Source organism: Streptomyces sp. NPDC000348 (genome assembly GCF_042898795.1).
In the GTDB taxonomy this organism is placed as follows: Bacteria; Actinomycetota; Actinomycetes; order Streptomycetales; family Streptomycetaceae; genus Streptomyces.
The window spans coordinates 168,165-194,788 of the sequence record NZ_JBIAZD010000007.1 but is presented as its reverse complement, the minus strand read 5'-3'; the positions used below and the strand labels follow the sequence as shown (position 1 = coordinate 194,788).

Below are 26,624 nucleotides of genomic sequence, written 5' to 3'. Positions count from 1 at the left end.
GGGGTGCGGACGGGTCACACACCGAGGTGGGCGCCACCGGAGGCGTCGATCCACTGGCCGGTCACCCAGCGGGCGTCGTCGCTCGCGACGAAGGAGACGACGTCCGCGATGTCCACCGGGTCGCCGAGCCGGCCGAACGTGGACGCCTCGGAGTAGCGGCGGCGGATCTCCGGGACGGCCAGGGTGGGGTTGATCTCCGTCTCGGTGTAGCCGGGTGCGACGGCGTTGACGGTGATGCCCCGGGGGCCCAGCTCCTGGGCCAGGGAGAGGGTGAGGTAGTCGAGAGCGGCTTTGGTCATGGTGTAGGAGACGATCGCCGGGAAGGCGACGCGGGTCGCGACCGAGGAGATGTTGACGATCCTGCCGCCGTCCCGCAGGCGGTCCAGTCCGCGCTGGATGATGAAGAACGGCGCCTTGGCGTTGATGGCGAAGACCCGGTCGTAGTCGGCCTCGGTGACCTGGGCGATCGGGCGGGGGACGGTGATGCCCGCGTTGTTGACGAGGATGTCCAGGCCGGCCGGGGCGTCCTGCTCCGCCAGGGCCTCGTCGAAGGCGGACCAGAGGGTGTCGGCGTCGCCGGGGACGCCGAGTTCGGCGTGGACGGGGAAGGCGCGCCCGCCGTCGGCCTCGATCTCCTTGACGGTCCGCTCGGCCGCCGTCAGGTCGTGGCCGTAGTGGACCGCCACGAGGGCGCCCTCGCGGGCGAGGCGGTGGCTGATGGCTCTGCCGATGCCCCGGCTGCCTCCGGTGACCAGGGCGGTCTTCCCCGTGTGGCGGGCGGTGGCGGTCATCGTGGGTCTCCTTCGCTGAGGGGTGGCGTGCGTGGCGTGCGGGTCGGGCGTCGAAGCCGTGAGCGGCCTCGGGGGCGCGGGTCGGGCGTCGAAGCCGTGAGCGGCCTCGGGGGGGCGCGGGTCAGGCGTCGAAGTCGAGGGTGATCTCGGGGGTGCGCGGCCGGGCGCGGCAGACGAGGGTGTAGCCGGCGGCGCGGTCCCGCTCGTCCAGGGCGTGCTGCCGATCCGCCGTCACCCGCCCGGACAGGACCTTCGCGCGGCAGCTGCCGCACACGCCCTCACGGCAGGCGTACGGCACGTCGGGGTGGGCGCGCAGCAGCGCGTCGAGCAGGGCCGGGTCGTGCGGCAGGACGGTGGCGGCGCGGCGGCGCCCGTCGAGCAGCGCGGTGACCCGGGTCTCCCCCGCCGCCGCCGGCCCGGCCGGCTCGAGGGGCTCGGGCGGTCGCGTGCCGGCGGCGGTGAACAGCTCCCAGCGCACGAGCGACGGATCGGCTCCCCGGTCGGCCAGGACGTGCCGTGCGGTGGCGACGAGGCCGGGTGGTCCGCACAGGGCGAACGTGGTGTCCGGACCCGGACGGGCGTCCACGGCCTCCAGCAACCGGTGTGTCCCGGACGCGTCCAGACGCCGCGCGAGCGGGACGCTCCCGCTTCCCCGGTCCTCCCTGGTCAGCACGTACAGGACGGTGAACCGGTCGACGAACTCGTCCTTGAGGGCGGCCAGTTCGTCGGCGAGCACGGCGTCGGCGGAGGTGCGGACCGAGTGGACGAGGCTGACCCGGCAGCCCGGGTCCCGGCGCAGCGCGTGGGCGGCCATCGGGGCCAGCGGGGTGATGCCGGTGCCGCCCGCGAGGAGGACGTGGTGGGCGCCCGGCCGCTCCGGCAGGGCGAAGGTGCCGGTGGGCGGCGAGAGTTCCAGGCGGTCGCCGGGTGCGAGCCGGGTGGCGGCGTGGTCGCCGAAGCCGCCGGGGCCGGACCGTCCGATCACCAGGCGCAGCGCCCCGGGGGTGTGCGGTGGCGGGCAGATCGAGTAGCTGCGGCGCAGTTCGGCGCCGGCTCGGCGGTGCCGGACGACGACGTGCTGGCCGGGGCGGTGGGCGAAGACCTCGCGCAGCGCGGCGGGCAGGTCCAGGGTGACGGCCACCGTGTCGGCGGTCAGGTGACGGACCTCGGTGACGTCGAGCGGGTACCAGCCGGTGCGGCGGGGCGGACCGGCCGGCACCTCGTCGAGGAGGGCGGGCGGGATGGTGTTCACGGTGTGCCTCACAGCGCGGTCAGGTGGGGGAAGGGCTCGCGGCACGCCGTGCACCACAGCACCGACTGGCAGCGGGACGGTCCGAAGGTGCTGTGCGGCCGGGTGGCCCGTGAGCCGCAGCGCGGGCAGGGCACCGCGCCCAGGGCGACGGGGACCGGGCTGTCGGGCGCCGGGGTCACGGGCGGGGCGATGCCGTGCGCGGCGAGTGCGCGCCGTCCTTCGGGGGTGATGCGGTCCGTCGTCCAGGGCGGCGACAGGATCTGCCGGACGCGGCCGTCGGGGTGGCCGCAGGCCGTCAGGACGTCCCGGATCGCGGTGGTGATCTCGGGCAGCGCGGGGCAGCCCAGGTAGGTGGGCGTGATCTCCACCTCCAGTACGCCGTCGGGGCCCGGGGCGACGGAGCCCACCACGCCGAGGTCGCCCAGGCCGATCACCGGCAGTTCCGGGTCCGGGAGCGCGGCCACCCGCTCGCGCACCTCGTGGGCGGGGCGGCGGGCCGTGGACGGTGCGGGCCCGCTCACCAGGTGCCTCCGGGAAACTGCCGCCGCACCGACTGCAGTTCGGCGATCAGCGGGCCGAACTCCTCGGTGTGCAGGCCCGAGCGGCCTCCCGTGGCCGACCAGGTGGGGGTGGGCACGGTGAGCTCCGCCCCGGTGACGACGGCGGTGACGCGCCCGAGCCACGTCTCGCGCAGGGGTGCCGGTGAGGGCACGGCGCCGGACGCGGTCAGGCGGCGCAGTACCTCGTCCTCCTCGAAGAGTTCGCCGGTGTACGGCCACACCCGTTCCAGGGCGTCCTGCATACGGCGGGCGCTCTCCGCGGTGCCGCGGCCCAGCGTCACCGTCCAGCGGTCCGCGTGCAGCCGGTGAAAGGCGACCTCCTTGGCCGCGCGGGCCCCGAACGCGGCGAGTTCGGGGTCGGCGCAGTGCGCGAGCGCCTCGTAGTACAGGACGGCGTAGTGGGTGTGGGCGAGTTGCCGGGCGACCGTCGTCGCGAAGTCCCCGTTGGGCAGCTCGGCCAGCAGGGTGTTGGTGAACTCGCGCTCCGAGCGGGTGTAGGCGAGGTCGTCCTCGGTGCGGCCGGTTCCGTCGAGACGCCCCGCGCGGGTGAGCAGGGCACGGGCGTGGCCGATCAGGTCGAGGGCGATGTTGGACAGCGCCAGGTCCTCGTCGACGGTCGGCGCACGGGTGATCCACTGGCACAGCCGCTGCCCGAGGACCAGGGCGTCGTCGCCCAGGCGCAACAGGTGCCGGGCCAGGTCGGGATCGGCGGCGGACGGCGGTTCGCTCGGCAGGGTGCCGGAGTGCACCGCCGTGACGTCACTCGTGGTGCTCACCTTCGGGGCCTTTCTCGGTCAGCGGCGCGTAGTGCTCGGGGTAGCGGTACGGCTTGTGGCGGGCGCCCGCGAAGTACGGGTCGCGTTCGTCCGGGGAGGCCGTGTGCACGGCGTCGGAGCGGACCACCCACAGCGACAGCGGTTCGCCCCGGCGCGTGTACAGGTCGCGGGCCGCGGCCAGCGCCGCGTCCGGGCCGGCCGCGCGCACCGATCCCACGTGCTGGTGGGCCAGGCCCCGGCGGGCCCGCAGGAACACCTCCCAGGACGCCGGTGCGCCCTCCCTCGCCCCGCTCACGCGGCCACTCCCCCCGGCTCGTCCGTCCGTGCGGCGTACGCGGCGGCGGCCTCCCTGACCCAGGCGCCGTCCTCGTGCGCGGCGCGGCGGTGCGCGATGCGCTGCCGCGCCCAGTGGGTGTCGTCGCCCAGGGCGTCGCGGTAGGTGTCCCAGTCGACGGGTGTGAAGTCGTAGTGGCCGCGTTCCTCGTTCCAGCGGATCGCCGGGTCGGGCAGCGTCAGGCCGAGGCGCTCGGCCTGCGGGACGCAGCTGTCGACGAAACGCTGGCGCAGCTCGTCGTTGGTGTGGCGCTTGATGCCCCAGGCCATCGCGCGGCGGGAGACCGCGGCTCCCAGCGCGGCGGTCCGGGCGTCGGCGCCGCCCGCCCCGGTGTCGGGCGGCCCGAACATCAGCGCCACGGCCGGCAGCCACCAGCGGTTCACCGCGTCCTGCGCCATCTCCTTCTGCTCCGGCGTCCCCTCGCACAGGGCGCGCATCAGGTCGTAGCCCTGCCGCACGTGGAAGGCCTCCTCCTGGCAGACGCGGCGCATCGCCCGGGCGTAGGGCCCGTAGGAGGTGCGGCACAGGGGCGCCTGGTTGATGACGGCGGCGCCGTCCGTCAGCCAGGCGATGGCCCCGGTGTCCGCCCAGGTCAGCGCGGGGTGGTTGAAGGTGGCGGAGGCGCGCTGCCGGCCGTGGTGCAGGGCGTCCAGCAGGTCGGCGCGGTCCACGCCGAGCGTCTCGGCAGCGGAGTACAGGTACAGGCCGTGGCCGGCCTCGTCCTGGACCTTGGCGAGCAGGACCGACTTGCGGTGCAGGGACGGGGCGCGGGTGAGCCAGGCGCCCTCCGGCTGCATGCCGATGATCTCGGAGTGGGCGTGCTGGGCGATCTGGCGGACCAGCATGCGGCGGTAGCCGTCGGGCATCCAGTCGCGCGGTTCGATCGTCTCTCCGCCGGCGATGAGCGCGTCGAAGTGGGCGAGCAGTCCGTCCTCGTGCGCGGCGTCCGCGGTGGTGGTGGTCGACGCGGTCACCGGGCACCGCCCGGGCGTCCGGGGACCGCCGTGGGGGTGCCGTGCTGCGGGCACCGTCCCGGGGCCCGGACCCGTACCGGCTGCCTGGGCACGCGCATCACTCCTTCGGCTGGGGACCGCCCGCGCGGGGCCGGGCGGAGCGGGTGGCTTCGTTGCGGTAAGAGGCCGGGCGCGCGGCACCGCTATCCCCGCCGCGCGGGGTTCGGGCGCGTGACAAAGCTCACGGGCCGGCCCGGGGAGTGGGACCGGGCCGCGCCCGCCTCTTCAGGGGTGACAGTCGTACACCGCGCGGCGGCCGGCACGCCGAGGCGAAAGGGGAAACCATGAGCACCATCAGGGAGTTGCTGGTCGAACTCACCGGCACGGCCGAGTACGCCGAGCAGATCGGCGACGACGTCGACCTGGCGGCCAGCGGCATCGACTCCGGGGACCTGGTGCGCCTCGTCCTCCTGGTCGAGCAGCGACTCGGCGTGGAGATCACCGCCGAGGACATGGAGGAGCTGCGCACCATCGGCGACTACGAGCGCTTCGTCGCCGGGCGTACGGCCGTCGGCGCGAGCGGCGGTGCGTGATGTGGCTGACGCAGCTGCTGGAACGCAACCGCCAGTGCCGGCCCGGCCGGACCGCGCTGGTGGACGAGGAACGCAGCGTCACCTGGGCCGAACTGCACGACCGCACGCTGGAACTGGCACGCGGACTGGCCGAGTTGGGCATCGAGCGGGGTGACCGGGTCGCCGTGCTCGCCAAGGACCGCATCGAGGTCCTGGAGAGCTACTTCGCGCTGGCGCGGCTCGGCGCGCTGTTCGTGCCGCTGAACCACAGCCTGGCCGAGCCCGAGATCGTCGGGATCGTCGAGCGCGTCGGGGCGGTGGCCGTCCTCGGTGAGTCCGAGCTGCTGGACCGGCACCCCGAGCTGCCGGCATCGGTACGGATCCGGCTGGCCCTCGACAAGCCCGCCTTCGCGGCGCTGGGCACCCTGGCCGCCGAGCGGGAGCTGCCGGACGTCGCCGACACGGACCCGATCGCCGTGCTGCACACCTCGGCGACCACCGGGCAGGCCAAGGGGGTGACCGTCGACAGCGCCTCGTTCCGGGCCATCGCCCTCGGCTGGCTGGTGATGGCCCGCCCCACCGACGACATCGTCATGGTCAACTGCTGCCCGCTGTACCACGGCAGCATGGTCGTGTCCCTCACCTACCTGGCGGCCGGCGCGACGGTCGTGCTGATGCCCGGTTTCACCCCGCAGCGGGCGCTGTCCGCGGTGGAACGGCACCGCGCCACGCACATGTGGCTGGTGCCGCAGATGCTGCGCTTCATGCTCCAGGCCAAGGCGTCCCGCCGCACCGACCTGTCCTCCCTGCGGGAGGTCCTGTACGGGGCCGCCCCCATGCCGCTCGACGTCTACGCCGACGCGGTCGAACGGCTCGGCTGCGGCTTCCGGCAGGTGTACGGCATGACCGAGGTGGGCGGCCCGTTCGTCACCCTCGGTCCCGACGAGCACCCCGCCCCCGGCGACGTCACCGCCCGCATCCCGTGCGGGCGGGTCGTGCCGGGCATGTCCGCCCGGGCGGTGGACGAGGGCGGCCGGGAGCTGCCGCCCGGCGGGATCGGCGAGATCGTGGTGCGCGGGCCGGGCGTCATGCAGGGCTACTGGAACGATCCGGAGGCCACCCGCGAGATCACCCTCGACGGCTGGATCAAGACGGGTGACCTCGGCTTCATGGACGACGAGGGCCGCATCAGCCTGGTGGACCGCACCAAGGACGTGATCATCCGCGCGGGGCAGAACGTCTACCCCTCGGAGATCGAGCGCGCCCTGATGACCCACCCGGCGGTCCGGGACGCGGCGGTCGTCGGGATGCCCGACGAGGACTACGGCGAGGTGCCGCTGGCGTACGTGGTCCTGGAACCGGGTGCGGAAGCGGGCACGGCGGCGCTGCTCGCGCATGTCGCGGGGCTGCTCGCGCCGTACAAGCGCCCGCGGCGGGTGGAGTACCTCGAGCAGGTGCCGCGCAACCCCGCCGGGAAGATCGTCAAGAAGCTGCTGCGGGTGTGAGCGCGTGCGGCGGCAGGCGGTGGACGGTGAGGTGTCCGCGCTGCGTCCGCTGCTGGCCGCCGCCGGGCTCGGTCTGGGCGTCGCGGCCGTCTCGGAGCCGTGTCCGCGGCCGGCCGGGCCCGCCGAGGCGGCCGCCGCGGCGTCGATGCCGGCACAGCGCCGGCTGGAGTTCCTGGCCGGCCGGCGGGCCGCCCGCCGGGCCCTGCGCGCGGTGGGGCTGGAGTGCGGCGAGATCCCCCGTTCGGGGCGGCTGCCGGTGTTCCCGCCGGGCCGGGCGGCGTCGATCTCGCACAGTGCCGGCGTCGCCGTCGCCGTGGCCCGCGCCCCGGGCCGTGACCTGCCGCTCGGCTGCGATCTGGAGCTGCGGCCCCTCCCCCGCGACGCGGCCCGTCTGGTGCTGTGCGCGGACGAGGAGGTGCTGCTCGACGGTGAGGGGACCGCTCCCGGGGCGGGCGCGGCCTGGTCGGTGACGGAGCTGTTCTCCGTCAAGGAGGCGGCGTGGAAGGCGCTCACCGTGGGGAAGGGGAGTCTGCGGGAGCTGCGGGCGTCGCCCTGCGGGGAGGGTCTGCGTGTCTGCCCGCGCACCGATCCCGCCCACGCCGTGCGGGTGCGGGTCGTGCGCGTCGGCGCGGGGGTGTTCAGCTACGTCGTCGGCCGGGCCGGTGCCCGCGGCTGACCGGACGCCGCCCGCCCCCGGTGCGCCGGGGGCGGGCGGACGTGCCGGGTCAGCGTTCCGGCGCGCCGTCGTCCCGGTAGGAGCGCCGCACCGCGTCGGCCGCCTTGTCGGTCTTGGCGTCGTACTTGTCGCCCGTCCGCTCGTCGACCATGCGCTCGGCGCCCGAGACGCCCTTGTCGGCCTGGTCGGGGTGGCCCTTGGCCATCTGCTTGGCCTTGTTCATCATGTCGCCCAGCTTGCCCATGGGGGGTACCTCCGGGGGTGCGCGTGCGTCGTACTCCGCCGCAGGTACCCCTCTGGCCGGGGGCGAATCACCCCCGGTCGCCGACGCGTGCGGCCATGTTCCCCGCGGGGTGCCGGTTGTCGTGGATGAGCTGGTGGGCGAGGCCGATCTCGTCGAAGTCGAAGGTCCGGGACAGGCACGGGTCGATGATGCCCTGGTCGATCAGCCGGGTGACCTCGCGTGCCTCGCGGGCGGTGGCGACGTGCGAGCCCTGCAGGCGCTTCTGCCGCATCCACAGGAAGCGCAGGTCGACGTCGCCGTTGTAGCCGGTGGTGCCGCCGCACAGGACGACCATGCCGCCGTTGTCGCACAGGTACAAGGACGTGGGGATGGTGTCGGCGCCGGAGTGCTCCAGGACGATGCGCGGGCTGCGGCGCTCGCCGAGCACGTCCCAGAAGGCCCGCCCGAAGGCACGGGCCCCCGACAGCCAGCGGCCCATGGCCTCGTCGTCGGAGGTGTCCGGCAGCCGCCCCCAGTGGTCGAACCGGCGCCGGTCGATCCAGCCCTCGGCGCCCAGCTTGAGGCAGAACTCGCCGCGTTCCTCGCTGGAGACGACCGCGACGGGGATGCCGCCGACGTGCCGGACGAGCTGGATGGCGATGCATCCCAGTCCGCCGGCGCCGCCCCAGATCAGCACCGGGTCGCCCGGACGCACCGTGTGCGGCGGCCAGCCGAAGAGCTGGCGGTAGGCCGTGGCGGCGGTCGCCATGTAGCAGGCGGCCTCCGTCCAGGACAGCCGGGCGGGCTTGGGGTGGCACATGTAGTCGTCGACGACCGCGAACTGGGCGAAGGAGCCGTAGTTCTCCTCGTAGCCCCACACCCGCTGGCTGGTGGACCAGGTGGGGTCGCCGCCGAGGCGGATGTCCTCGGCCTTCTCGTCCCAGCGGTTGGCGAGGACGACGACCTCGTCGCCGAGCCGCACCCCGCGTACGTCCTCGCCGACCGCCCAGACGATCCCGGACAGGTCGGAGCCGCCGATGTGGAAGTCCTCGGTGGCGCCCGCCCTCTGCCGGGCGGCGATCACGTCGAGCGGTTCGCCCAGTGCCGCCCAGACGTTGTTGTAGTTGATCCCGGCGGCCATCACCTTCACCAGGACCTGCCCCCGCCCGACGGGCGGGACGTCGACCACCTCGGTCCGGAAGGCGTCGACGGGCTGTCCGTAGCGCTCGCGGCGGATGAGCGAGGCGTACATCTTCTTCGGGACGGTGCCCCTCTCGGGCGCGTCGCCGAGTTCGTAGAGGTCCTGGGTCGTTCTCACGCTGGTTCTCCTCGACGCGGGTTCTCGGGCAGGGGGGTGGAGGTCCGGCCGCCGGAGCCGTGCAGGGCCTTGGCGACCGCCTCGCCGATGCGGGCGATCGGCTCGGGCTCGGTCATCTCGTAGTGCCCGCAGGGCACTTGGTGGTCGTGCAGCGTGCCGGCGACGTGGGGCCGCCAGCTGTCGGCCTTGCCGGGCAGCACCGCCAGGTCGGCCGGGGAGCCGGTGGACCGCTCCTCGGCGGCGCTGAAGAACAGCACGTCGCCGTGGTAGACGCCGGGGGCGAACTGGGGCGCGATGCGCAGGTTGTTGCGCATGACGGCGGCGACGGCGGCGGCCTCGGCGCGGGTGACGGGGACGCTCGACGCGTCGGCCGTGACGCGGGCGTCGATCCGGTCCAGGACCGTCTCCACGGGAGCCTCCGGGTCGACGGGGAGACCGGCCACCCTCGACAGCAGGGCCGCGACCTGGCGTTCGGCCGCCCCGGGGTCGTGGGGGGTGCCGTGCGGCTGGGGTGCGTCGAGCATGGCGAGGAGTTCGACCTGTTCGCCGTCGCGCTGGAGCGCACAGGCCAGGGCGTGGGCGACGAAGCCGCCGTAGGACCAGCCGAGCAGGCGGTACGGGCCGTGCGGCTGCACCTGGCGTATCAGGTCGAGGTAGTGGGCGACCATGGCGGCGGCATCCGGCGCGGGCGGGGTGGTGCCGTCGAGGCCGGCCGCCTGGATGCCGTAGACGGGCTGGTCGCCGCCGAGGTGGGGCAGCAGGCCGGTGTACCGCCAGGAGACGCCGGCGCCGGGGTGGACGCAGAACAAGGGCGTGGCGGTGCCCTCGGCGCGCAGCGGCAGCAGCGGGCCCAGTGCGGTCGGGGCCTTCCCCGGCGTGGTCCCGACCGGTTCCTCCGCGGCGGCGAGGACCCCGGCCACCGTGGGCGCGGCCAGCAGGGTCGCCGCCGGGACGTCGAGGACTCCGGCCCGGCGCAGCCGGCCCGCCAGCAGTACGGCGCGCATCGAGTCGCCGCCGAGGTCGAAGAAGTTGTCGTGCAGGCCGATGCCGCCGATGCCGAGGGCCTCCTCCCAGAGCCGGGTGACCTCCCGTTCGCGGTCGGTGCGGGGCGGTACGTGTTCCGTGGTGAGCCGGGGCCGGGGGGCGAGGCCGGGAGCGGTCGCCCGCGCGGCCGGGGCGTCGTCGTCCGGGGTGGCGCGGGCGCCGGGTGCGTCGATCCAGTGGCGCCGGCGTTCGAAGGCGTACGGGGGCAGCGGCGCCCGCCGGGGCGTGCCCGGCACCGGGGGCAGGGCGCTGTCGACGCCCGCGCTCCACAGCCGTCCCAGCGCCTCGGCGAGGACGAACCCGTCGGACGCCTCGGCCTTGGCGTGCCGCATGGTGGTCACCGTCACCGGTGCCTCGTCGGTGAGCCGGCCGGTGGCGAGCTTGGTCAGGGTGTCGCCCGGCCCGATCTCCACGAGCACGGGGTGCAGCCGGTCCCACAGGGCGGTGATGCCGTCGGCGAAGCGCACGGTCCGCCGGGTGTGGTCGAGCCAGTGCCGCACGGAGGTGGCCTGGGCGTCGGTGATCCAGGTGCCGGTGACGTTGGTGACGTACGGGATGCGCGGCGGACGCAGGGTGACCTGGCGCAGGTGGGTCCCGTAGGCCGGCAGGACCGGGTCCAGGACGTGGGAGTGGGCCGCGACGGGGATGCGCAGGCGGCGGAACGGCACGCCGCGGCGGGTCAGTTCGGCTTCGAGGCGGGCCACGGCGTCGAGGTGCCCGGCGACGGTGCAGGCGCCGGGGCCGTTGACGGCGGCCAGGGAGAGGTCGTCGTCGAGCAGCGGCCGGATCTCCTCGGCGGGGGCGGCGACGCCGACGGTGGCTCCGCCGGCGGAGGCGATGAGCCGGATGCGTTCGGTGACCAGGGGCAGCATGTCCGTGAGGTCGATGACGCCGGCCAGGCAGGCGGCCGTGTACTCGCCGAGCGAGTGGCCGATCAGCGCGTCGGGGCGCACGCCCGATTCCATGAGCGTGCGGGCCAGGGCGTACTCGGTGACGACGAGCCCGAGGAACGCGGAGGTGTCGTCGGGCCGCTCCTCCTCGAACAGCGCGGTGCGCAGGTCGGTGCCGAGGACGGGCCGCAGGATGCGGGCGCACTCGTCGACGGTGTCGCGGTAGACGGGCCGGTCGCGGTACAGCTCCGCTCCCATGCCCGGGTACTGGGTGCCGCCGCCGGGCAGCAGGAACGCCACGCGGACCGGGTCGTCGGGGGGCGGCGGGGTGGCGGGGGCGGCGGAGCGCAGTGCGTCGAGGGCCTCGTCGCGGGAGGCCGCCGTGACGGTGAGCCGGTGGCGCAGCGCGGGCCGGTCGGTGCGCAGGGAGTGGGCCACGTCGTCCAGGCGCAGGTCCGGCCGGCGTTCGAGGTGCCGGGCGAGTGCCTCGGCCTGGCCGCGCAGGGCTCCGGCGGTGCGTGCGGACAGCGGCAGCACCAGGCGGTGTCCGTCCTCGGGCGGGCGGGGCGCGGCGGGAGGGGTGGGCGGGGCCTCCTCCAGGACGACGTGGGCGTTGGTGCCGCCGATGCCGAAGGCGCTGACGGCGGCGCGGCGGGGGTGCTCGCCCGCGGGCCAGTCCTCCAGGGCGGTGGGCACGCGGAAGGGGCTCCGGTCGAAGTCGATGAGCGGGTTGGGGCGGTCGAAGTGCAGGCTCGGCGGGATCTGCCGGTGCTCCAGGGCCAGGACCGCCTTGATGAGCCCGGCGATGCCGGCGGCGGCTCCGAGGTGGCCGATGTTGGTCTTGACCGAGCCGAGCGCGCAGAACCCGGTCCGTTGCGTACTGTGCCGGAACGCCTCCGTGAGGGCGGACACCTCGATCGGGTCGCCGAGCTTCGTGGCGGTGCCGTGCGCCTCGATCAGGCCGATGGTGCCGGCGTCGACCTCGGCCTGGGCCTGTGCGGCGAGGATGACCTCGGTCTGTCCGGCGGCGCTGGGGGCGCTGAAGCCGACCTTGCGGCGGCCGTCGTTGTTGACGGCGCTGCCGCGGATGACGGCGCGGATGCGGTCGCCGTCGGCGAGGGCGTCCTCCAGCCGCTTGAGCACGACTGCTCCGACGCCGTCGCCGGAGGAGGTGCCCGCGGCGTCGGCGGCGAAGGCGCGGCAGTGGCCGTCGGGCGAGAACGGCCCGTCGGGCACGTGGCGGTAGCCGAGGACGGCGGAGGGGTTGAGGGAGACGGCGGCGGCGAGCGCGGTGTCGCAGCGGTGGTCCAGCAGGTCCTGGCAGGCGGTGTGCACGGCGACCAGCGCGGTGGAGCAGGCCGTCTGGAGGGACACGCCGGGGCCGGTGAGGCCGAGTTCGTAGGAGACGCGGGTGGCGAGCGTGCCGAGGGAGTTGGCGGTGGCCGCGTGGACCAGTTCCACCGAGCCGGGCTGCCCGGCGAAGCGCGGGTACACGTGGGCCGGGTAGTAGCGGCTGTCACCGGCGCCCGCGTACACGCCGAACGCGCCGGCCGTACGGTCGCCGCCGAGGCAGCCGGCGTCCTCCAGGGCGTGGTAGGCCGTCTCCAGCAGCAGGCGCTGCTGCGGGTCGACGACGGCGGCCTCGGCGGGGCTGTAGCCGAAGAAGCCGGAGTCGAAGCGGTCGATGCCCTCGACGACCGACGCCATGCGGATCAGGCCCGGGTCGTCCAGGTCGCGCGGGTCGCCGCCCGCGTCGAGGAACTCCTCGTCGGTGACGGGCCGGACGGACTCCCGGCCGGCCGCCAGGTTGTCCCAGAAGGCGTCGAGGTCGTCGGCGCCGGGGAAGCGGCCCGCCATGCCGATGACGGCTACGGCGGGGAACTCCTCGTCGTGGGGTGCGGTGGTGTCGTGCACGGCCTGTGCCTCGTCCTCTCCCGGCTCGGTGGTGTGCGGCGTGCTGTCGGTCCGGTCACGCATGGCCGCGGTCCTTGCCCTGGCGGACGGAGCGGCGGGCGCGGGCCGCGCGTTGCCGGCGGGCCTGCTCCCTGGCGCGGTCCAGGCCGTCGCCGGTGGCCGGCCGGGGTGACGGTCCGGCGTCCGTCACCGGGCCGGCGCCGATGGCCGACAGGTGGCGGGCCAGGTCCCGGACGGTGGGGTGCGCGAACAGGTCGACGACCGACAGCTCGGTGCCGAACACGCGGTCGACGGCGGTCCGGGCGGTGACCAGGAGCAGCGAATTGCCGCCCAGATCGAAGAAGTTGTCGTCCCGGCCCACTCGGTCGCGGCCCAGTACGTCGCGCCACACGTCGGCGATCCGGCTCTCCAGCCGCCGCAGGCCCTCCTCTTCCGCCTCCGTCCCGTCCGGGCGGGCGGCGGTGCCCGCCGAGCGCAGCGTCCACGCGTCGGAGAGGCCCACCGCGCGGGCGCTGTCGCCGGCGGCGCGGTACAGGGCGCCCAGGTCGGTGCCGTCCTCCAGGCCGATGCGCGCGGCCAGGCGCCGGGTCTGGCGCACGGGGGCCACGACGTGGCTGCGGACCCAGGGGGCGGTGCGGTCGGCGCCGATCAGCAGGTGCGGCTCGTCGAGGGTGCGGGCCAGATCGAACGAGCGCAGCGCGGCGCCGGCGTCGAGCAGCCGGTAGCCGCGGGCCTCGGTGAGCGCGGTGAGTCCGTAGCCGCGGCTCATGCCGCGCTCGCGCCACATGCTCCAGGCCAGGGACTGCGCGGGCAGGCCGAGGCTCCGGCGGTACACGGCGAGGGCGTCCAGGTAGGCGTTGGCGGCGGCGTAGGCGGCGTTCATGGCGCCGCCGAAGAAGCCGTTCACCGAGGAGAAGGTGACGAAGGAGGCGACCGGGTGGTCGGCGGTGAGCCGGTGCAGGGTCCACGCGCCGCGCGCCTTCGCCGCCAGCGCCCGGCGCCAGGTGGTGGCGTCCAGTTCGCCCACGGGACGTTCCACCAGCGTCCCGGCCAGGTGCAGCACCGACACCAGGGGCATGCCCCAGGCGTCGGCGGCGGCCTCCACGGCGGCCCGTACGCCGCGTTCGTCGGTGACGTCGGCGCGGGCGTAGCGGACCTCGCCCAGCTCGCGCAGCCGGGGCAGGGCGCCGGCCTCGGTCTCCGGTGTGCGTCCGACGACGAGCAGCCGGGTTCCGGGGGTGCGCAGCAGATGGGCGGCGAGCTCGGCGCCGACGCCGCCCAGGCCCCCGGTGAGCAGGGTGAAGCCGTCGTGCGCGGGCGGCTCGGCGCGGTCCGGGGTGCCGGGCAGGGGGGCGAGACGGCGTACGTACCGGTGCCCGTCGCGGTAGGCCACCTCCGCGCCGTCCCCGGTGGCCGTCACCTCGGCCGTCAGGAGCTCCAGCGGGTCCGTGGCGCCGTCGGCGGGGAGGTCGAGGTGCGTGCCGCGCAGCCAGCCGTACTCCTCGGCCAGCGACTTCACGAGCGCGCCCGCCGTCGCGTGGGCCGGGCGGGGGCGGTCCCCGGGGCGTACGGCCTGGGCGCCCGCCGACACGTACAGCAGGTGCACGGGGCGGGGGCCGCCGGGCCGGGCGGTGAGGGCCCGGGCGAACGCGAGCAGCCGCTCCGCGGCCGTCGTGTCGTCCGGTGCCGCCTGCGCGCCCGCCGTGCCGCACGGTGCGTCCAGGTGGACGATGGCGTCGACGGGCCGCCGGTCGTGCTCCAGCCGGCCCAGCAGCGCGGCGTAGTCGGATTCCTCGGCGGGCCGTACGCGGTAGTGCGCGGCGTCGGACCGGGCGTACGACGTTCCCTCCGCGACCACCGTGCACAGGCCCCCGGCGGAGCGCAGCGCGTCGGCGAGCCGTCGCGCGAGGGCGCCGGTCCGCGGGTCGCCGCCCGCCAGGACGAGGGTGTGCCGGCCGGACGTCGTCGTGCGGGCGCCGGGGGGTTCCGCCCGTTGCCACACCGGTCGCAGGAACCAGTCGGGGACGGTGGCCGCGGTGCCCAGCAGCAGCTGGGTCCGGCGCACCTCGTCGTCGAAGTCGCCCGCCTCGAAGCCCTTGCGCAGCCTGGTGCGCTGGATCTTGCCGATCTCGGTCTTGGGGACGGCCTCCCGCGGCACGGGGACGAGGAAGGCCGGGCTGACGCCGATCTCCCGGGTGACCTTGCCGGCGATCTCCCGCAGGGCGCCGGCCGGGTCGGCGGCGGCCTCCTCGGTGAGGTGCAGGAACAGGGCGAGTTCGTCGGTGGGTGACGACGGGTCGGTGCGCACCGCGACCGCGGCGGTGAAGCTCCGTTCCGCGTACGGAAGCTCCTCGACGCACGCCTCGATCTCGTGACTGTAGTGGTTGACGCCGTTGACGATGATGACGTCCTTGGCGCGGCCGGTGATGTACAGCTCGCCGTCGCGCAGGAACGCCAGGTCGCCGGTGTCGAACCAGCCGTCGCCGGTGAACGCCTCCGCGTTGGCGGCCGGGTTGTCGTGGTAGCCGCCGGTCACCGAGGTGCCGCGGACCTGGAAGCGGCCCGCCTCGCCCTCGGTGAGGACCGTGCCCCGCTCGTCGACGATCCGCATGGCGAACCCCGGGTAGGGCAGGCCGCAGCTCACGAACGTCCCCTCGTCCGGGACCGGCCCGGCGGGCAGGACGGCGTCGGTGACCACGGAGCAGGTCTCGGACATGCCCCAGCCGGGGTGCATCACGTCCTGCGGCAGGCCGAACGGCTTCAGCGCGTGCAGGAACCGGCGGGCGGCCGAGGCGACGACGACCTCGCCGGCGTTCATCACCAGCCGCATCGGCGACAGGTCCCAGGTACGGCCGGTGAAGCGGTCGGACTGCTCGGCGAGGAGCCCGAAGGCGAAGTTGGGCGCCCAGGTGACCGTCACCCGGTGCCGGTCGGCGAGGTCCATCCAGCGCAGCGGGTCCTCGAGGATCCAGGCGGTGGGGGCGTGGATCTGGCGGCAGCCCAGGTACACGTCCCGCAGGTGGAACATCACCACGCCGGTGACGTGGTCGAGCGGGATCCAGTTCAGGGAGACGTCGTCCGCGCCGAGGCCGTTCATCTGCTCGGTGGCGGCGGAGCGGGTCAGCACGTTGCGGTGGGTGAGCCGTACCGCCTTGGGCAGGCCGGTGCTGCCGGACGTCATCAGCATCAGCAGGAGGTCGTCAGGGCCGGCGGGGTGCCAGTCGCGGTCCTCGGGCGCCTCGCGCAGCGCGTCGGCCGTGGTGATGCGCGGCCCGGGCCAGTTCTGCCGGGCGGCGAGGGCGCGCAGCCCGGCCTCCCGTCCGGCGGAGCACACGATCCAGGGCCGGCCGAGCATCCGCCAGATGCCCTCCAGTTTGGTCAGGGCCGCCGAGGGGGTGTCGTAGGAGGCGGGAACGGTCAGGGGTACGGCGACGAAGCCGCCGAGGACGCAGCCCCACAGCACGGCGAGGAAGTCCTCGGTGACGTCGCACTGGAGGACGACCCGGTCGCCCGGGCGCAGGCCGGCCCGGCGCAGGCCCGCCAGGACGCGGGAGGCCTCGGGGACCAGGGACGCGTAGCCGCGCCGGTGCTCGCTGCCGTCGGGGTGGACGTGGACGATGTCCCCCCGGTCCCGTGCGGCGGCGCGGCGCAGGGCCTCGGCCCAGCTCTGCACGGACGGCTCGGCGAGCTCGGGGCCCTCGCTCAGGGCCGGGACGGCGGAGGCCGCCTCCGCGCGGGCGGCGGGGGCGCCCTGGGGGGTGCGGTCGGGCAGGCCGGTGTGACGGCGCTCCAGTTCCTCCGGGGTGTTCTCCACGGTCACCTCGATCGTGGAGACGCCGGGCACCTGGGCCAGCCGCTCCCGCCACGTGCCGGCCGCGGTGCGGTCGACGGCGGGCAGGGCGCGCAGCGCCGCGTCGTCGACGGTGCCGTCCTCGGCGCGGGGCAGTGCGTTGACCGCCGTGACCCGGATGCCGCCGTGGCCGGCGCGGCCCAGGTGTTCCTCGGCGCGTTCGGCGGCGTCCGGCCGTCCGGGCACCACGTACAGGCGCGCCGGGGTGTCGCCGCCGCCGGGCAGGGCGTGGGCGTCGCGGATGCCGGGCACGGACAGGGCCGCGTCCCGCAGGTCCGCGGGGTCGGCCGCGGCCGGGGCGGGGGTGCGTCCGGGGGGCGCGGGCAGCTCCGCGAGGCGGACCGCGGGGTCGGCGCCCACGGTGCGCAGGACGTCGTGCAGCGCGCGGGCGAACTCCTCGGCGGTGGCGGCGTCGTAGAGGTCGGTGGCGTATTCGACGTGCAGCGTCAGCCCGTCGGGGGCGCCCTCGGGGGTGTGGTTCTCCAGGACGTCCACGAAGAGGTCGAACTTGGCGGTGCCCGTGGCGGTGGGCCGCAGCGCGGTGCGGGTGCCGTCGAGTTCGAGGACGGCGGGCGCGTTGTTCTGCAGGGCCAGCATCACCTGGAACAGGGGGTGCCGGCCGGGTGTGCGGGGCGGGTTGAGGTCCTCCACCAGCCGGTCGAAGGGCAGGTCCTGGTGGTCCAGCGCGGCCAGGTCGGTGGTGCGCAGCCGGGCGAGGAGGTCCCGGAAGGCGGGGTCGCCGGAGGTGTCGGCGCGCAGCACCAGGGTGTTGGTGATCAGGCCGATCAGCGGGTCGAGGCCGGATTCGGTGCGGCCCGCGACGGGGGTGCCGAGGACGATGTCCTCGCCGGCGCCGCAGCGGGTGAGCAGGGCGCTGACGGCGGTGTGCAGCACCATGAACAGGCTGGCGCCCTCGCGGTCGGCGAGGCGCAGCAGGGCTTGGTGCAGGTCGGTGTCGATGGCGCGTTCGACGTGCGCGCCGCCGCCGCGGGGGGTGGTGGGGCGCGGCCGGTCGCCGGGCAGGGTGCACTCCTCGGGCAGGCCGTCCAGCGCCGTGCGCCAGTGGGCGGTGAGCCTTTCCAGCCGGCCCGGGCCGTCGGGTCCGGGGGCCAGCAGGGCGCGCTGCCACAGGGCGTAGTCGGCGTACTGCACCGGCAGCGGGGTCCAGTCGGGTGCCCGGCCGGCGCGACGGGCCGCGTAGGCGGTGCCCAGGTCGTCGGCGAAGGGGCGCAGCGACCAGCCGTCGGCGGCGCTGTGGTGCAGGACGAACAGCAGGGTGGAACCCAGCAGCCAGACGGCGAGGGGGCTTTCGGCGGTGAGGTCGAAGCGGTGCCGCAGCGCGGCGGCGACGTGGGCGGCGGTCTCCGTGTCCGGGCAGTCGACGTGCCGCAGGACGGGGCGCAGCCCTCCCGGTGGGAGGATCCGCTGGTACGGGACGCCGTCGTGCTCGGCGATCACCGTCCGCAGGATCTCGTGCCGGTCGGCGAGGTCGCCGAGGGCCGCCCGCAGCGCGTCGGTGTCGGGGTCGGCGCCGAGCGGGACGAGGAGCGGGATGTTGTAGGTGGCCGCAGACTCGTCGAGCCGGTTCAGGAACCACATGCGCTCCTGGGCGTACGACAGCGGGATCCGCTGCGGGCGTACGGCGTCGCCGAGGGCCGGGCGGGGCAGGGAGCCGTCCGCCGGTACGGCGAGCCGCTCGGCGAGGGCGGCCGGGGTCGGTTCCTCGAACAGGGCGGTGATGGGGATCTCGGCACCGGTCTCGTGCCGCAGGCGGGCCAGCAGACGGGTGGCGAGGAGGGAGTCGCCGCCGAGGTCGAAGAAGTTCACGTCGGTGCCCACGGTGTCCCGGGGCAGCTTCAGCACGTCCTCGAACAGGCCGCACACCAGGGCCTGCCGCGGTGTCCCGGGGCGGGTGCCGGACGCGGCGGTGGTGAAGTCGGGGTCGGGCAGGGCCTGGACGTCGAGCTTGCCGTTCGCGGTCAGCGGCAGGGCGTCCAGGGGCACGCAGGCGGCCGGGACCATGTGCTCGGGCAGGTGCGCGGCGGCGTGGGCGCGCAGCCCGGCCGGGCTCACCGGTGCGTCGCCGGAGGCGACGGTGTAGGCGATGAGGTGCAGGGCGCCGTTGCCGGCGCGGCGGGGCACGACGGCGGCGCGGGCGACACCCGGGTGGGCGGCGAGGACGGCCTCGATCTCGCCGGGCTCGACGCGGAAGCCGCGCAGCTGGATCTGGGCGTCGGCGCGGCCGAGGTAGTCGAGTGTGCCGTCGGGGCGGCGCCGGGCCAGGTCCCCCGAGCGGTACATGCGGGTGCCGGGCGGGCCGTGGGGGTCGTCGAGGAAGCGTTCGGCGGTCTGCTCGGGCCGGTTGAGGTAGCCGCCGGCGACGCCGGCGCCGGAGACGTACATCTCGCCGGTCGCGCCGGGCGGCACCGGACGCCCCTCGGCGTCCAGCAGGTGGACCCGGAGGTCGGCGAGCGGGGTGCCGATGACGCTGCCGCGGCGCGGGTCGTCCAGGTCGGCCCGGGTGAGGCGGTGGTGGGTGACGTGCACGGTGGTCTCGGTGATGCCGTACATGTTCACCAGCGCCGGACGGTCCAGACCGTGCCGCTCGGCCCAGGGGCGCAGCCGCGCCGGGCGCAGGGCCTCGCCGCCGAAGACCACGTAGCGCAACGCCCCGGTGCCACCGCCCCGTTCCAGGTCGGCGTCGACGAGCTGCTCGAACGCGGACGGCGTCTGGTTGAGGACGGTCACGCCCTCGCGGTGCAGCAGCTCCAGGAACTCGCGCGGCGAGCGGCTGACGGCGTACGGCACGACGACGACCCGGCCGCCGTGCAGCAGGGCGCCCCAGATCTCCCAGACGGAGAAGTCGAAGGCGTAGGAGTGGAACAGCGTCCACACGTCGTCGGCCCGGAAGTCGAAGTGCTCGGCCGCCGCGGCGAAGAGGCGTACGACGCCCGCGTGCGGGACGGGCACGCCCTTGGGGCGGCCGGTGGAGCCGGAGGTGTGGATGATGTACGCGGTGTCGGAGGGGCTCACCGGGCCGTGCCGTTCGGCGTCGCTCAGGTCGGTGGCGGAGCGGCGGGCGAGTTCCTCGGCCACGTGCGGGTCGTCCAGCAGGACGGCGGGGACGGCGTCCTGGGCGAGGTGGGCGTGGGCGCGCTCGGTGACGAGGACGACGGGGGCCGCGTCCTCGACGACCAGCCGCAGCCGTTCGGCCGGCTGGCCGGGGTCCAGGGGCAGGTAGGCGGCGCCGGTCTTGAGGACGGCCAGCAGGGCGGGCAGCAGCCGTACGCCGCGCTCCAGGGCGAGCGCCACCACCCGGCCGGGGCCCGCGCCGTGCGTGGTCAGCAGCCGGGCGAGCCGGTTGGCCTCGGCGTTGAGGGCGGCGTACGTGAGCCGTTCGTCCCCGCAGCTGACGGCGGTCCGCCCGGGTCCGGCCGCCGCCCGCTCCTCGAACAGCTCCGTGAGGGTCCGCTCGACCGGACAGGTGCGGACGGGCGTGTCACGGGGGTGCTCCCCCGGGAGGAGGACGTCCAGCTCGCCCAGCGGTGTCGCCGGATCCGCCTCGGCCAGACGGCGCAGCACCGTGCGGAACCGGTCGCGGTGCAGGGCGAGTTCGTCCTCCTCGTACAGGGCGGGGTTGGCGTCGAGGGCGAGCCACAGGCCGCCGGGGCGGGCGCTGGGGCGCACCGAGATCTGGAGGTCGTCGACGGCTCCGCCGGACAGGTGGTGCCAGGTGGTGGGGTGCCCGCCGAAGACCGGGGACTCGTCGAACGGGACGATGTTGAGCACCGGCCCGTACAGCCGGCGTCCGGTGCCCAGCAGGCCCAGGTCGCGGCGGAGGAACTCGCCCCGGTAGCGCTGGTGGCGGCGCAGGGCCTCCAGTTCGTCGGCGACGGCCCGGGCGAGTTCCGCGACGGGGGTGCCGGGGGCGGCGGCCACGCGCAGCGGGAGGACGTCGGAGGCGGTGCCGGGGGTGCGCAGGGCGGCGCCGCCGAGGCGGCTCATCGTGGCCAGGCCCAGCACCAGGTCCCCGGCGCCGGTCATGCGGTGCAGGTAGGCGGCGGTGGCGGCGGTCAGCAGGTCGGTGCGCCGGACGCCGAGGCGGGCCGCGGCGGCGTCGAGGGCATCGGTCTCGGCGGGCGTCAGTTCGGCGGTGCGGCGCAGGAAGGGCGCGGTGGGGGCGGCCGTGCGGGAGGTGAGCCGGGCGGGTTCCGGCAGGCCGGCCAGGCGCCGCGCCCAGTGGCCGCGGTCGCGGGCGTACCGCTCGGAGGCGCGGTAGGCCGCCTCCTCCTCCTGGAGCCGGTTCACCGGCAGGAAGCCGCAGGGCTCCGGTTCCCGCCCCTCGGCCAGGGCGTTGTACGTCTCGGCCAGGCGGCGCCCGAGGAGCTTGTAGCTGTAGCCGTCGAGCAGGAGGTGGTGGGCCCGCAGCAGCCAGAGGTGGCGGTCGGGGGCGAGGGTCAGCAGGGTGTGGGCGAACAGCGGGCCCTTGTCCAGGTCCGCGGGGGTCGCGAGGTCGGCGCGGACGTGGGCCCACGCGGCGGCCTCGGGGTCCGGGGCGCCGCTGACGTCGACCCGGTGCAGGGGCCAGCCGTCCGCGTCCGGCGCGGGGTGGCAGCGGGGGCCGTCGTCGGTGTCGGCGAAGCGCAGGGCGAAGGTGTCGGCCTCTTCGACGGTGCGCCGCAGCGCGGTCTCGAACAGGGCGGTGTCGAGGGGCCCGTGGACCTCCACGGCCTCCGCGGTGTTGTACGCGGCGCTGTCCGGTGCGAGCCGTCCGGCGTACCAGAGGCCCTCCTGGGCTCCGGACAGCGGTCGACGTGCGTCCTCCTGGAGTGACATAGCACAACCCTCACGTGGCAAGCCGTAATGTCCCGGACGGCGAAGGCCCGGCCGGATCGGACGGGTGCGGCCACCGCTCCGTGCCGCCCTCGCGTGTGGGGACGCGCCGGGCCGGCCCGCAGGGCGGGAAAGGAGGCCGCACGCCGAGGGCAGGGGGATCACGTCACCCGCCCCGGTTTCACGGCACAGCACGGTGGCGCACCGGAACCGGCGAGGTCAAGGGAAACCGGGTCGTCGGGACGCCGGTTCAGGGATTTCCCTGAAGAATGCGGAGCCGGGGAGTGCGCGCGCCGGTTCAACTTTTAGGGAAATCACGCGACTTCCCCTCGCACCGGGCTCCCGGCTGGATTCGGGCGCGTTTTGCCGTGCACTCTCGAAAGGCCCCTGACATCCCCCGCGGACAGCCGCGGCGGCAGACCGATCCCGGGCCGTGGACCCGGAACGAACGACGGAAAGAAGGCTGACGGCATGCACCGTGCGCTGTGTCCGGTCGAGACGCTCTACGTGGGCCAGAGAAGCAGAGCCGTTCTCTCCTGCGCCCTGCGCGGACCCGTGGACGTCGCGGCGCTGTCCGCCGCCTTCGACGCCATGACGGAGGCGCACCCGCCGCTGCGGTCCCGCATCGAGCGGGACGGCGCGGGTCACGTACTGCGCGTGCTGGGTGAGGACGAGCGGCCCCGGCTGGTCGCCCGGACCGGCGACGGGACAAAGGCCCACGCGGCGGAGCTGAACAGGCCCCTCCCGGTCGGGGGCCCGCTGAGCCGTGCCGTCCTGGTCAGCGCGCCGGACGGCGAGAGCCACCTGTTCGTGCTGGTGGTGGACCACACCGTCATCGACGGCCACAGCAGCATCGCGCTGCACAACGCGCTGTGGGACCGCTACCGGGCGCTGGTCGGCGGGGAGCCGGCGGCAGAGGCCGCCGAACCCGGCCTGCCGCGCTGGCCCGAGCCCGTCAGCCGGCTGCTGCCTCCGGCCGACGACGCCGACACCGCGAAGTACCTCGACGGCCGCCTCGAGGAGGCACGGCGGCGCCCGGTCGAGCTGGTTCCGTACGACGTGCGGCACCCGTCCGCCGCCGGCCCCGGGACCGGCCCGGACGGGCACATCGACGTCCGCAGACTGACCCTGGACGCGGACCTCACCTCGCGGCTGCGCCGGACGGCGCGCGGTTCGGGCGTCTCCGTGCACGCCCTGATCGCCGCGACGCTGCTGGCCACGGCCCGGCGGCGGCTGGACGGCGACGGTTCCCGCGTCCTCGGCTGCCTCTCCCCCGTCGACCTGCGCTCCCGGCTGTCCCCGCCGCTGCCCGCCTCCGCCCCGGTGCCCGCGGTCACCACCCACCTGCAGACCCTGGACGTGTCCGAGTCCTCCGAGCCGCTGGAGCTGGCCCGTACCGTGCACGCCAGCCTGAGCGACTTCCTCTCCCGCGGCGACCACTTCCACGAGGTGCGCATCACGCCGGAGATCCCCCGTCATCCCGCTCTGCAACTGGCCACGGTGATCGCCACCAACATGGGGGTCGTCCCCGGCCCGCGGCTGCCGAGCGGGCTGCGGGCGGTCGACGTGCGTCTGGTACCGGCCCGCGAGCACTACTTCCCGCAGGCGGGACGCAGCCCCGTCATGGCGTGCGTCGTCTCCTTCGAAGGCCGGCTCTCCATCGAGTTCCCGCACTCCACCGCCTGTTACAGCCCGTCCTTCATGAGGGCGTTCCGCGACGACGTGCGCGCCGGGCTCCTCCGCTTCGCGACCGCGGCGGAGGCCGGGCACGCCCGCGCCGCCACGGGCTGAGCACGGCCCCTCCCCGTTCCCGCACCCCCGCCCGGCTGCCGTAAGGAACCTCTGCCCGTCATGACCACCGTCAGCGAACTCCCCTCCCCCCTGACGCTGCTCCCCCGAGCCCAGGCGGGCGACGAGCACGCGATGAACCACCTGCTGACCGGCATCACGCCGTACGTCGCGCGCATCTGCCGGTCCATCACCCATGACGACGGCGCCGACGCCACGCAGGAGGCGCTGCTCGCCATCTACCGCGGCCTGGGTTCCCTGCGCGAACCGGCGGCGTTCTACGGCTGGGTGCGCTCGGTGACGGTCCGCGAGGCCGTCCGCACCGCCAAGCGCTACGGCGAGGAACGCTGCTGTTCCCAGGTGGAGTCGCAGCAGGAGACGAACCCCCTGGACGCGGTGCACATCAGCGACGTGCTGGAACGCCTGTCCCAGGCGCACCGGCAGGTCCTCACCCTGCGTGCCTACGGGCTCAACGAGGAGGAGATGGCCGAGGTGCTCGCCCTGCCCGTGGGCACCGTCCGCTCCCGTCTCTTCCGTGCCCGCCGCCGGTTCCAGGAGGCGTGGCAGCCCTCGGCGGCGTGAGACCGGCGGCGGCGTCCCGGGGCCGGACCCGTACGAAGGCGGCCGTGGCGGTGCGTCACCGCCACGGCTGCCGCCCGGGGCCCGACGAGCCCCGTTCCCCGCTACCGCACGCGGTCCGGGAGGACGCGCGGGGGCCACTGGCCCGCGGCGAACATCCCGAGCGCGTGCGCCCGCGCCACCAGGGCGGGGCGGTTGGGCGCGTCGAAGCGCCGCAGCATCTGCCCGACGCGGTACTCGATTCCCTGACGGCTCAGATAGAGACGGGAGGCCAACTGCACCGTGGACTCGCCACTCGCCACACCTTCCAGCACCCGCGCGTCGAGGGCGCTGAGCACGGGGCCGCCGGAGACCGCGTCCTTCGCCCGGCGCAGAAGAACGAGGAGGCCGACGATCTCACCCGAGGGTTTCCCGACGGCGACCGCGGTGACGTCCGCCGGGAAATTCCGGCCGGTGCCGTCCCGGCCCGTCACCCTTTCCGTGAATCGCCGACAGTGTCCCGAGGAAAGGGCGGCGAATCGTTCCCGCAGTCGTTCGGGAGCGGGTGAACGGAGAAGGTCGAGAAGGCCGTACCCGCTCATCTCGTCGACACTCAGGCCGAATTGGCGGGCGAATTCGGGGTCCGCGGCCGTGACGGCCAGGTCCCCGGGGGACACGTGGGCTGTGCAGGCGTCCGCCGGGCCGGCACCGTCCGGCGCGCCGCTTCCGGTGGGATCGCGGCGGGCGGGGGCAGCCGGTGCGGCGGCCTTCTTCCTGCGGGGCGAGGCGTCGGGGAAACTCGTGGTCGCCACGGACGTACCGTCCTTCTTCCTGCGCGTGGGGGGCTGGGAAGGGTGAGCGAACGCGGAGCGGACCGACGCGCTGTGCCTGGGTGTCGGCGAGCGCCCGGTGACGGCGCGCGCCACCTCGTCGGTGGCCGGGGCCGGGTGTCCGCGTCGCCCCGGGCCGGCCGGCGAAGGGCGCCGGACTCCCGGGTGGGTCAGGGTGAGCAGGGGCGGCGGCGGGGCGGCCGGCACCCGACTGCCGTGGATAACGTTGTCACGGCCATTCGATCTCGGTGTCCGACCTCGGAGGGAAGGCACCGGACGCACCGGCGGGCCATGCGTCCGGCCTTCGCGAGGGGCCCGGTCGGAAGCAGCGCGGCACAAGAACCTCCACATGACGAAGAGGGGATCGCATCAGGGGGGTGCCTTCGAGATTAAGGGTCGGCACCCCCCTTGGCAAGGGTTTGCCAGGTGACCTCGACAACCTGTCAACTCCCTTTCAACCGGACCGTTTTCGGGCAGCGTGAACCCCGATCCAAACCCTCCCCACGGAACCGGACACCGCCTCGGGAATGGCCGGTTGACCTGCACTTAACCGCTTGTCGCCCCATGCCGCGCTTCTTAGAGTGTTGGCAACCCGCGTGCCCGACCGGGCAGGCGGGCACCGCGAAGACCCTGCGGACCGCGCCACGGAACCAGAGGGGGGAGATGCTCGAACAGCCGCATTTCGGCCGCCGGTTGAAGAGACTCCGGCTGGCACGGGGCCTGAGCCAGGCCGGTCTCGTCGGCGAAGGCATGTCGACGGGATACCTGTCACGCCTGGAGTCCGGTGACCGGCGTCCCACCGAACGCGCCGTGTCCTACCTCGCCCACCGGCTCGGCGTCGACCCGTCCGCCCTGACCGGCCCGTCGGACGGCAGGTCCCTGACCGGGGTACTGGCCGCCGTGGCCTCGGCGCCGCCCGGGACGGACGACACGGCGGTTCTCAGCCGCGCGGTCGAGGAGGACGCGGGCGAGGATCCCGCCGCCCGCTGGCAGGCGCTGTGGCTGCTGAGCCGCGCCGCCGGCCGCGACGGCGACTACGAGCTGGAGCGCACGCGGCTGCGGGAACTCATCGAGCTGAGCGATCTGCTGGAGGCACCGGAGCTCCGGGTCCGCTCGCGCGTCCGGTACGCCCGCTGCACACGCGCACTGGGCGACATGCGCACGGCGGAACCGGCGGCCGTGGAGGCGCTGTCCGTCGCCCGCGCCGCCGAGCTGGGCGTGTCCGACACGCTGGCCGCCCTGATGGTGCTGATCAGCATCGAGACGGAACTCGGCAGGCTGGAGACGGCCGGCCGGCACGTCGCCGAACTGGAGCGGGACCTGCTGCCCCTGGCCACGGCCGCCCAGGCGGCCGAAGCGTTGTGGACGGCCGCCGTGGTCAGCACCCGACAGGGCGACGACGCGACCGCCCGGGCCAGGCTGGACACGGCCCTGGGCCTGCTGAAGAGCAAGGACGACCTGACCCTGTGGACCCGGCTGCGGGCCGCCGCCACCGCCGCCGCGCTGCAGATGTCACCGCCCCGGGTGACCGCCGCCGAGCGCTGGCTGGACGAGGCGGCCTCCGTCCTCCATCTGATCGGCACCCCTCTGCAGCTCCAGGAACTGCGGGCGCTCCAGGCCCATCTCGCCTTTCACCAGGGCCGGTTGGACGATGCCCGGGCCCTCAGTGAGGCCCTGCTCACCGAGGAGGACCTGCGCCTCTCCTACCGTGACCGGGTCCGGCTGTCGGTCCTCGACGGGCGGCTGATGATCCTGACGGGCCGCGCCGACGAGGGCATCGCCGCCCTGGAGCGGCTCGGACGGCAGGCGGCGGAGTCCGGGAACCTCGACCTGTCGGCCCACATCTGGCAGGCCCTGGCCACCACCCTGGCCGACGTCCGCTCCCCCGGGGCACGGACGGGGACACCGGGGCGGGGCGGCTCCGGACGGCATGGTGCCTCCGGCTCCTGAAGGGGCC

Annotated in this window: 17 protein-coding genes; 6 read left to right on the top strand and 11 right to left on the bottom strand. The window is 75.2% G+C overall.

Translation table 11 applies throughout. The annotated features are described in order from the left end of the window. Positions 1–14 precede the first annotated feature (14 nt). The 6 genes from ACFY3N_RS16450 to paaA form a co-directional block, all read right to left on the bottom strand. Complete coding sequence (locus tag ACFY3N_RS16450; protein ID WP_390817363.1) at positions 15–791, bottom strand: SDR family oxidoreductase; 777 nt, start codon at positions 789–791, stop codon at positions 15–17. Positions 792–912: 121 nt separating this feature from the next. Next, positions 913–2,043: a 2Fe-2S iron-sulfur cluster-binding protein gene (locus tag ACFY3N_RS16445; protein WP_390817362.1), complete on the bottom strand. Its 1,131-nt coding sequence runs from the start codon at positions 2,041–2,043 to the stop codon at positions 913–915. Positions 2,044–2,051: 8 nt separating this feature from the next. Further along, positions 2,052–2,564, bottom strand: a complete 513-nt coding sequence (gene paaD / locus ACFY3N_RS16440; protein ID WP_390817361.1) for a 1,2-phenylacetyl-CoA epoxidase subunit PaaD — start codon at positions 2,562–2,564, stop codon at positions 2,052–2,054. After that, positions 2,561–3,352: a 1,2-phenylacetyl-CoA epoxidase subunit PaaC gene (paaC, locus tag ACFY3N_RS16435; RefSeq protein WP_390817520.1), complete on the bottom strand. Its 792-nt coding sequence runs from the start codon at positions 3,350–3,352 to the stop codon at positions 2,561–2,563. Before paaC ends, paaD begins: the two co-directional genes overlap by 4 nt. A gap of 10 nt (positions 3,353–3,362) precedes the next feature. Beyond that, the gene (gene paaB / locus ACFY3N_RS16430) at positions 3,363–3,674 is read right to left on the bottom strand and encodes a 1,2-phenylacetyl-CoA epoxidase subunit PaaB (RefSeq protein WP_390817360.1); all 312 of its coding nucleotides are present in this window, start codon (positions 3,672–3,674) and stop codon (positions 3,363–3,365) included. Beyond that, entirely contained in the window at positions 3,671–4,687 is a 1,017-nt protein-coding gene (gene paaA / locus ACFY3N_RS16425) for a 1,2-phenylacetyl-CoA epoxidase subunit PaaA (protein ID WP_390817359.1), read from the bottom strand. Before paaA ends, paaB begins: the two co-directional genes overlap by 4 nt. A gap of 323 nt (positions 4,688–5,010) precedes the next feature. Between paaA and ACFY3N_RS16420 the strand changes: the two genes are divergently transcribed. Genes ACFY3N_RS16420 through ACFY3N_RS16410 form a run of 3 tightly spaced genes read left to right on the top strand, consistent with a single transcriptional unit; the run spans position 5,011 to position 7,419 of the window. Further along, complete coding sequence (locus ACFY3N_RS16420) at positions 5,011–5,259, top strand: acyl carrier protein (protein WP_390817358.1); 249 nt, start codon at positions 5,011–5,013, stop codon at positions 5,257–5,259. Continuing rightward, entirely contained in the window at positions 5,259–6,743 is a 1,485-nt protein-coding gene (locus ACFY3N_RS16415; protein ID WP_390817357.1) for a class I adenylate-forming enzyme family protein, read from the top strand. Before ACFY3N_RS16420 ends, ACFY3N_RS16415 begins: the two co-directional genes overlap by 1 nt. A gap of 4 nt (positions 6,744–6,747) precedes the next feature. After that, positions 6,748–7,419: an enterobactin synthetase gene (locus tag ACFY3N_RS16410; protein WP_390817356.1), complete on the top strand. Its 672-nt coding sequence runs from the start codon at positions 6,748–6,750 to the stop codon at positions 7,417–7,419. A 49-nt stretch (positions 7,420–7,468) separates the two neighbouring features. On the opposite strand, the gene ACFY3N_RS16405 is transcribed toward ACFY3N_RS16410, so the two are convergent. The 4 genes from ACFY3N_RS16405 to ACFY3N_RS16390 all read right to left on the bottom strand — a co-directional run bounded on the left by ACFY3N_RS16405 (position 7,469) and on the right by ACFY3N_RS16390 (position 21,494). Then, a complete protein-coding gene (locus ACFY3N_RS16405) occupies positions 7,469–7,663 on the bottom strand; it encodes an antitoxin (RefSeq protein ID WP_390817355.1) in 195 nt (64 codons plus the stop codon). A 67-nt stretch (positions 7,664–7,730) separates the two neighbouring features. Beyond that, the gene (gene ccrA / locus ACFY3N_RS16400; protein WP_390817354.1) at positions 7,731–8,960 is read right to left on the bottom strand and encodes a crotonyl-CoA carboxylase/reductase; all 1,230 of its coding nucleotides are present in this window, start codon (positions 8,958–8,960) and stop codon (positions 7,731–7,733) included. Continuing rightward, positions 8,957–12,871 (bottom strand): type I polyketide synthase, encoded by a 3,915-nt coding sequence (locus ACFY3N_RS16395; RefSeq protein WP_390817353.1) that lies wholly within the window; start codon positions 12,869–12,871, stop codon positions 8,957–8,959. Before ACFY3N_RS16395 ends, ccrA begins: the two co-directional genes overlap by 4 nt. Continuing rightward, positions 12,864–21,494, bottom strand: a complete 8,631-nt coding sequence (locus tag ACFY3N_RS16390) for an amino acid adenylation domain-containing protein (protein ID WP_390817352.1) — start codon at positions 21,492–21,494, stop codon at positions 12,864–12,866. Before ACFY3N_RS16390 ends, ACFY3N_RS16395 begins: the two co-directional genes overlap by 8 nt. Before the next feature lie 468 nt (positions 21,495–21,962). On the opposite strand from ACFY3N_RS16390, the gene ACFY3N_RS16385 reads away from it, so the two are divergent. Both ACFY3N_RS16385 and ACFY3N_RS16380 read left to right on the top strand, forming a co-directional pair. Next, positions 21,963–23,282 carry a condensation domain-containing protein gene (locus ACFY3N_RS16385; RefSeq protein ID WP_390817351.1) on the top strand — a complete coding sequence of 440 codons (1,320 nt, stop codon included), beginning with the start codon at positions 21,963–21,965 and terminating at the stop codon, positions 23,280–23,282. A gap of 60 nt (positions 23,283–23,342) precedes the next feature. Further along, positions 23,343–23,861, top strand: a complete 519-nt coding sequence (locus tag ACFY3N_RS16380) for an RNA polymerase sigma factor (RefSeq protein WP_390817350.1) — start codon at positions 23,343–23,345, stop codon at positions 23,859–23,861. A gap of 101 nt (positions 23,862–23,962) precedes the next feature. Here the strand turns inward: ACFY3N_RS16380 and ACFY3N_RS16375 are convergent, their stop codons facing one another. Further along, positions 23,963–24,649: a PAS domain-containing protein gene (locus ACFY3N_RS16375; protein ID WP_390817349.1), complete on the bottom strand. Its 687-nt coding sequence runs from the start codon at positions 24,647–24,649 to the stop codon at positions 23,963–23,965. 681 nt (positions 24,650–25,330) lie between these two features. On the opposite strand from ACFY3N_RS16375, the gene ACFY3N_RS16370 reads away from it, so the two are divergent. Continuing rightward, positions 25,331–26,617, top strand: a complete 1,287-nt coding sequence (locus tag ACFY3N_RS16370; protein WP_390817348.1) for a helix-turn-helix domain-containing protein — start codon at positions 25,331–25,333, stop codon at positions 26,615–26,617. Positions 26,618–26,624: the final 7 nt, after the last annotated feature.

Coding starts and splice junctions, on each gene's coding strand:
- ACFY3N_RS16405 (WP_390817355.1), bottom strand. CDS start 7,663: ATGGGCAAGCTGGGCGACATGATGAACAAGGCCAAGCAGATGGCCAAG.
- ACFY3N_RS16390 (WP_390817352.1), bottom strand. CDS start 21,494: ATGTCACTCCAGGAGGACGCACGTCGACCGCTGTCCGGAGCCCAGGAG.
- ACFY3N_RS16370 (WP_390817348.1), top strand. CDS start 25,331: ATGCTCGAACAGCCGCATTTCGGCCGCCGGTTGAAGAGACTCCGGCTG.
- ACFY3N_RS16395 (WP_390817353.1), bottom strand. CDS start 12,871: ATGCGTGACCGGACCGACAGCACGCCGCACACCACCGAGCCGGGAGAG.
- ACFY3N_RS16385 (WP_390817351.1), top strand. CDS start 21,963: ATGCACCGTGCGCTGTGTCCGGTCGAGACGCTCTACGTGGGCCAGAGA.
- ACFY3N_RS16415 (WP_390817357.1), top strand. CDS start 5,259: ATGTGGCTGACGCAGCTGCTGGAACGCAACCGCCAGTGCCGGCCCGGC.
- ACFY3N_RS16380 (WP_390817350.1), top strand. CDS start 23,343: ATGACCACCGTCAGCGAACTCCCCTCCCCCCTGACGCTGCTCCCCCGA.
- ACFY3N_RS16420 (WP_390817358.1), top strand. CDS start 5,011: ATGAGCACCATCAGGGAGTTGCTGGTCGAACTCACCGGCACGGCCGAG.
- ACFY3N_RS16450 (WP_390817363.1), bottom strand. CDS start 791: ATGACCGCCACCGCCCGCCACACGGGGAAGACCGCCCTGGTCACCGGA.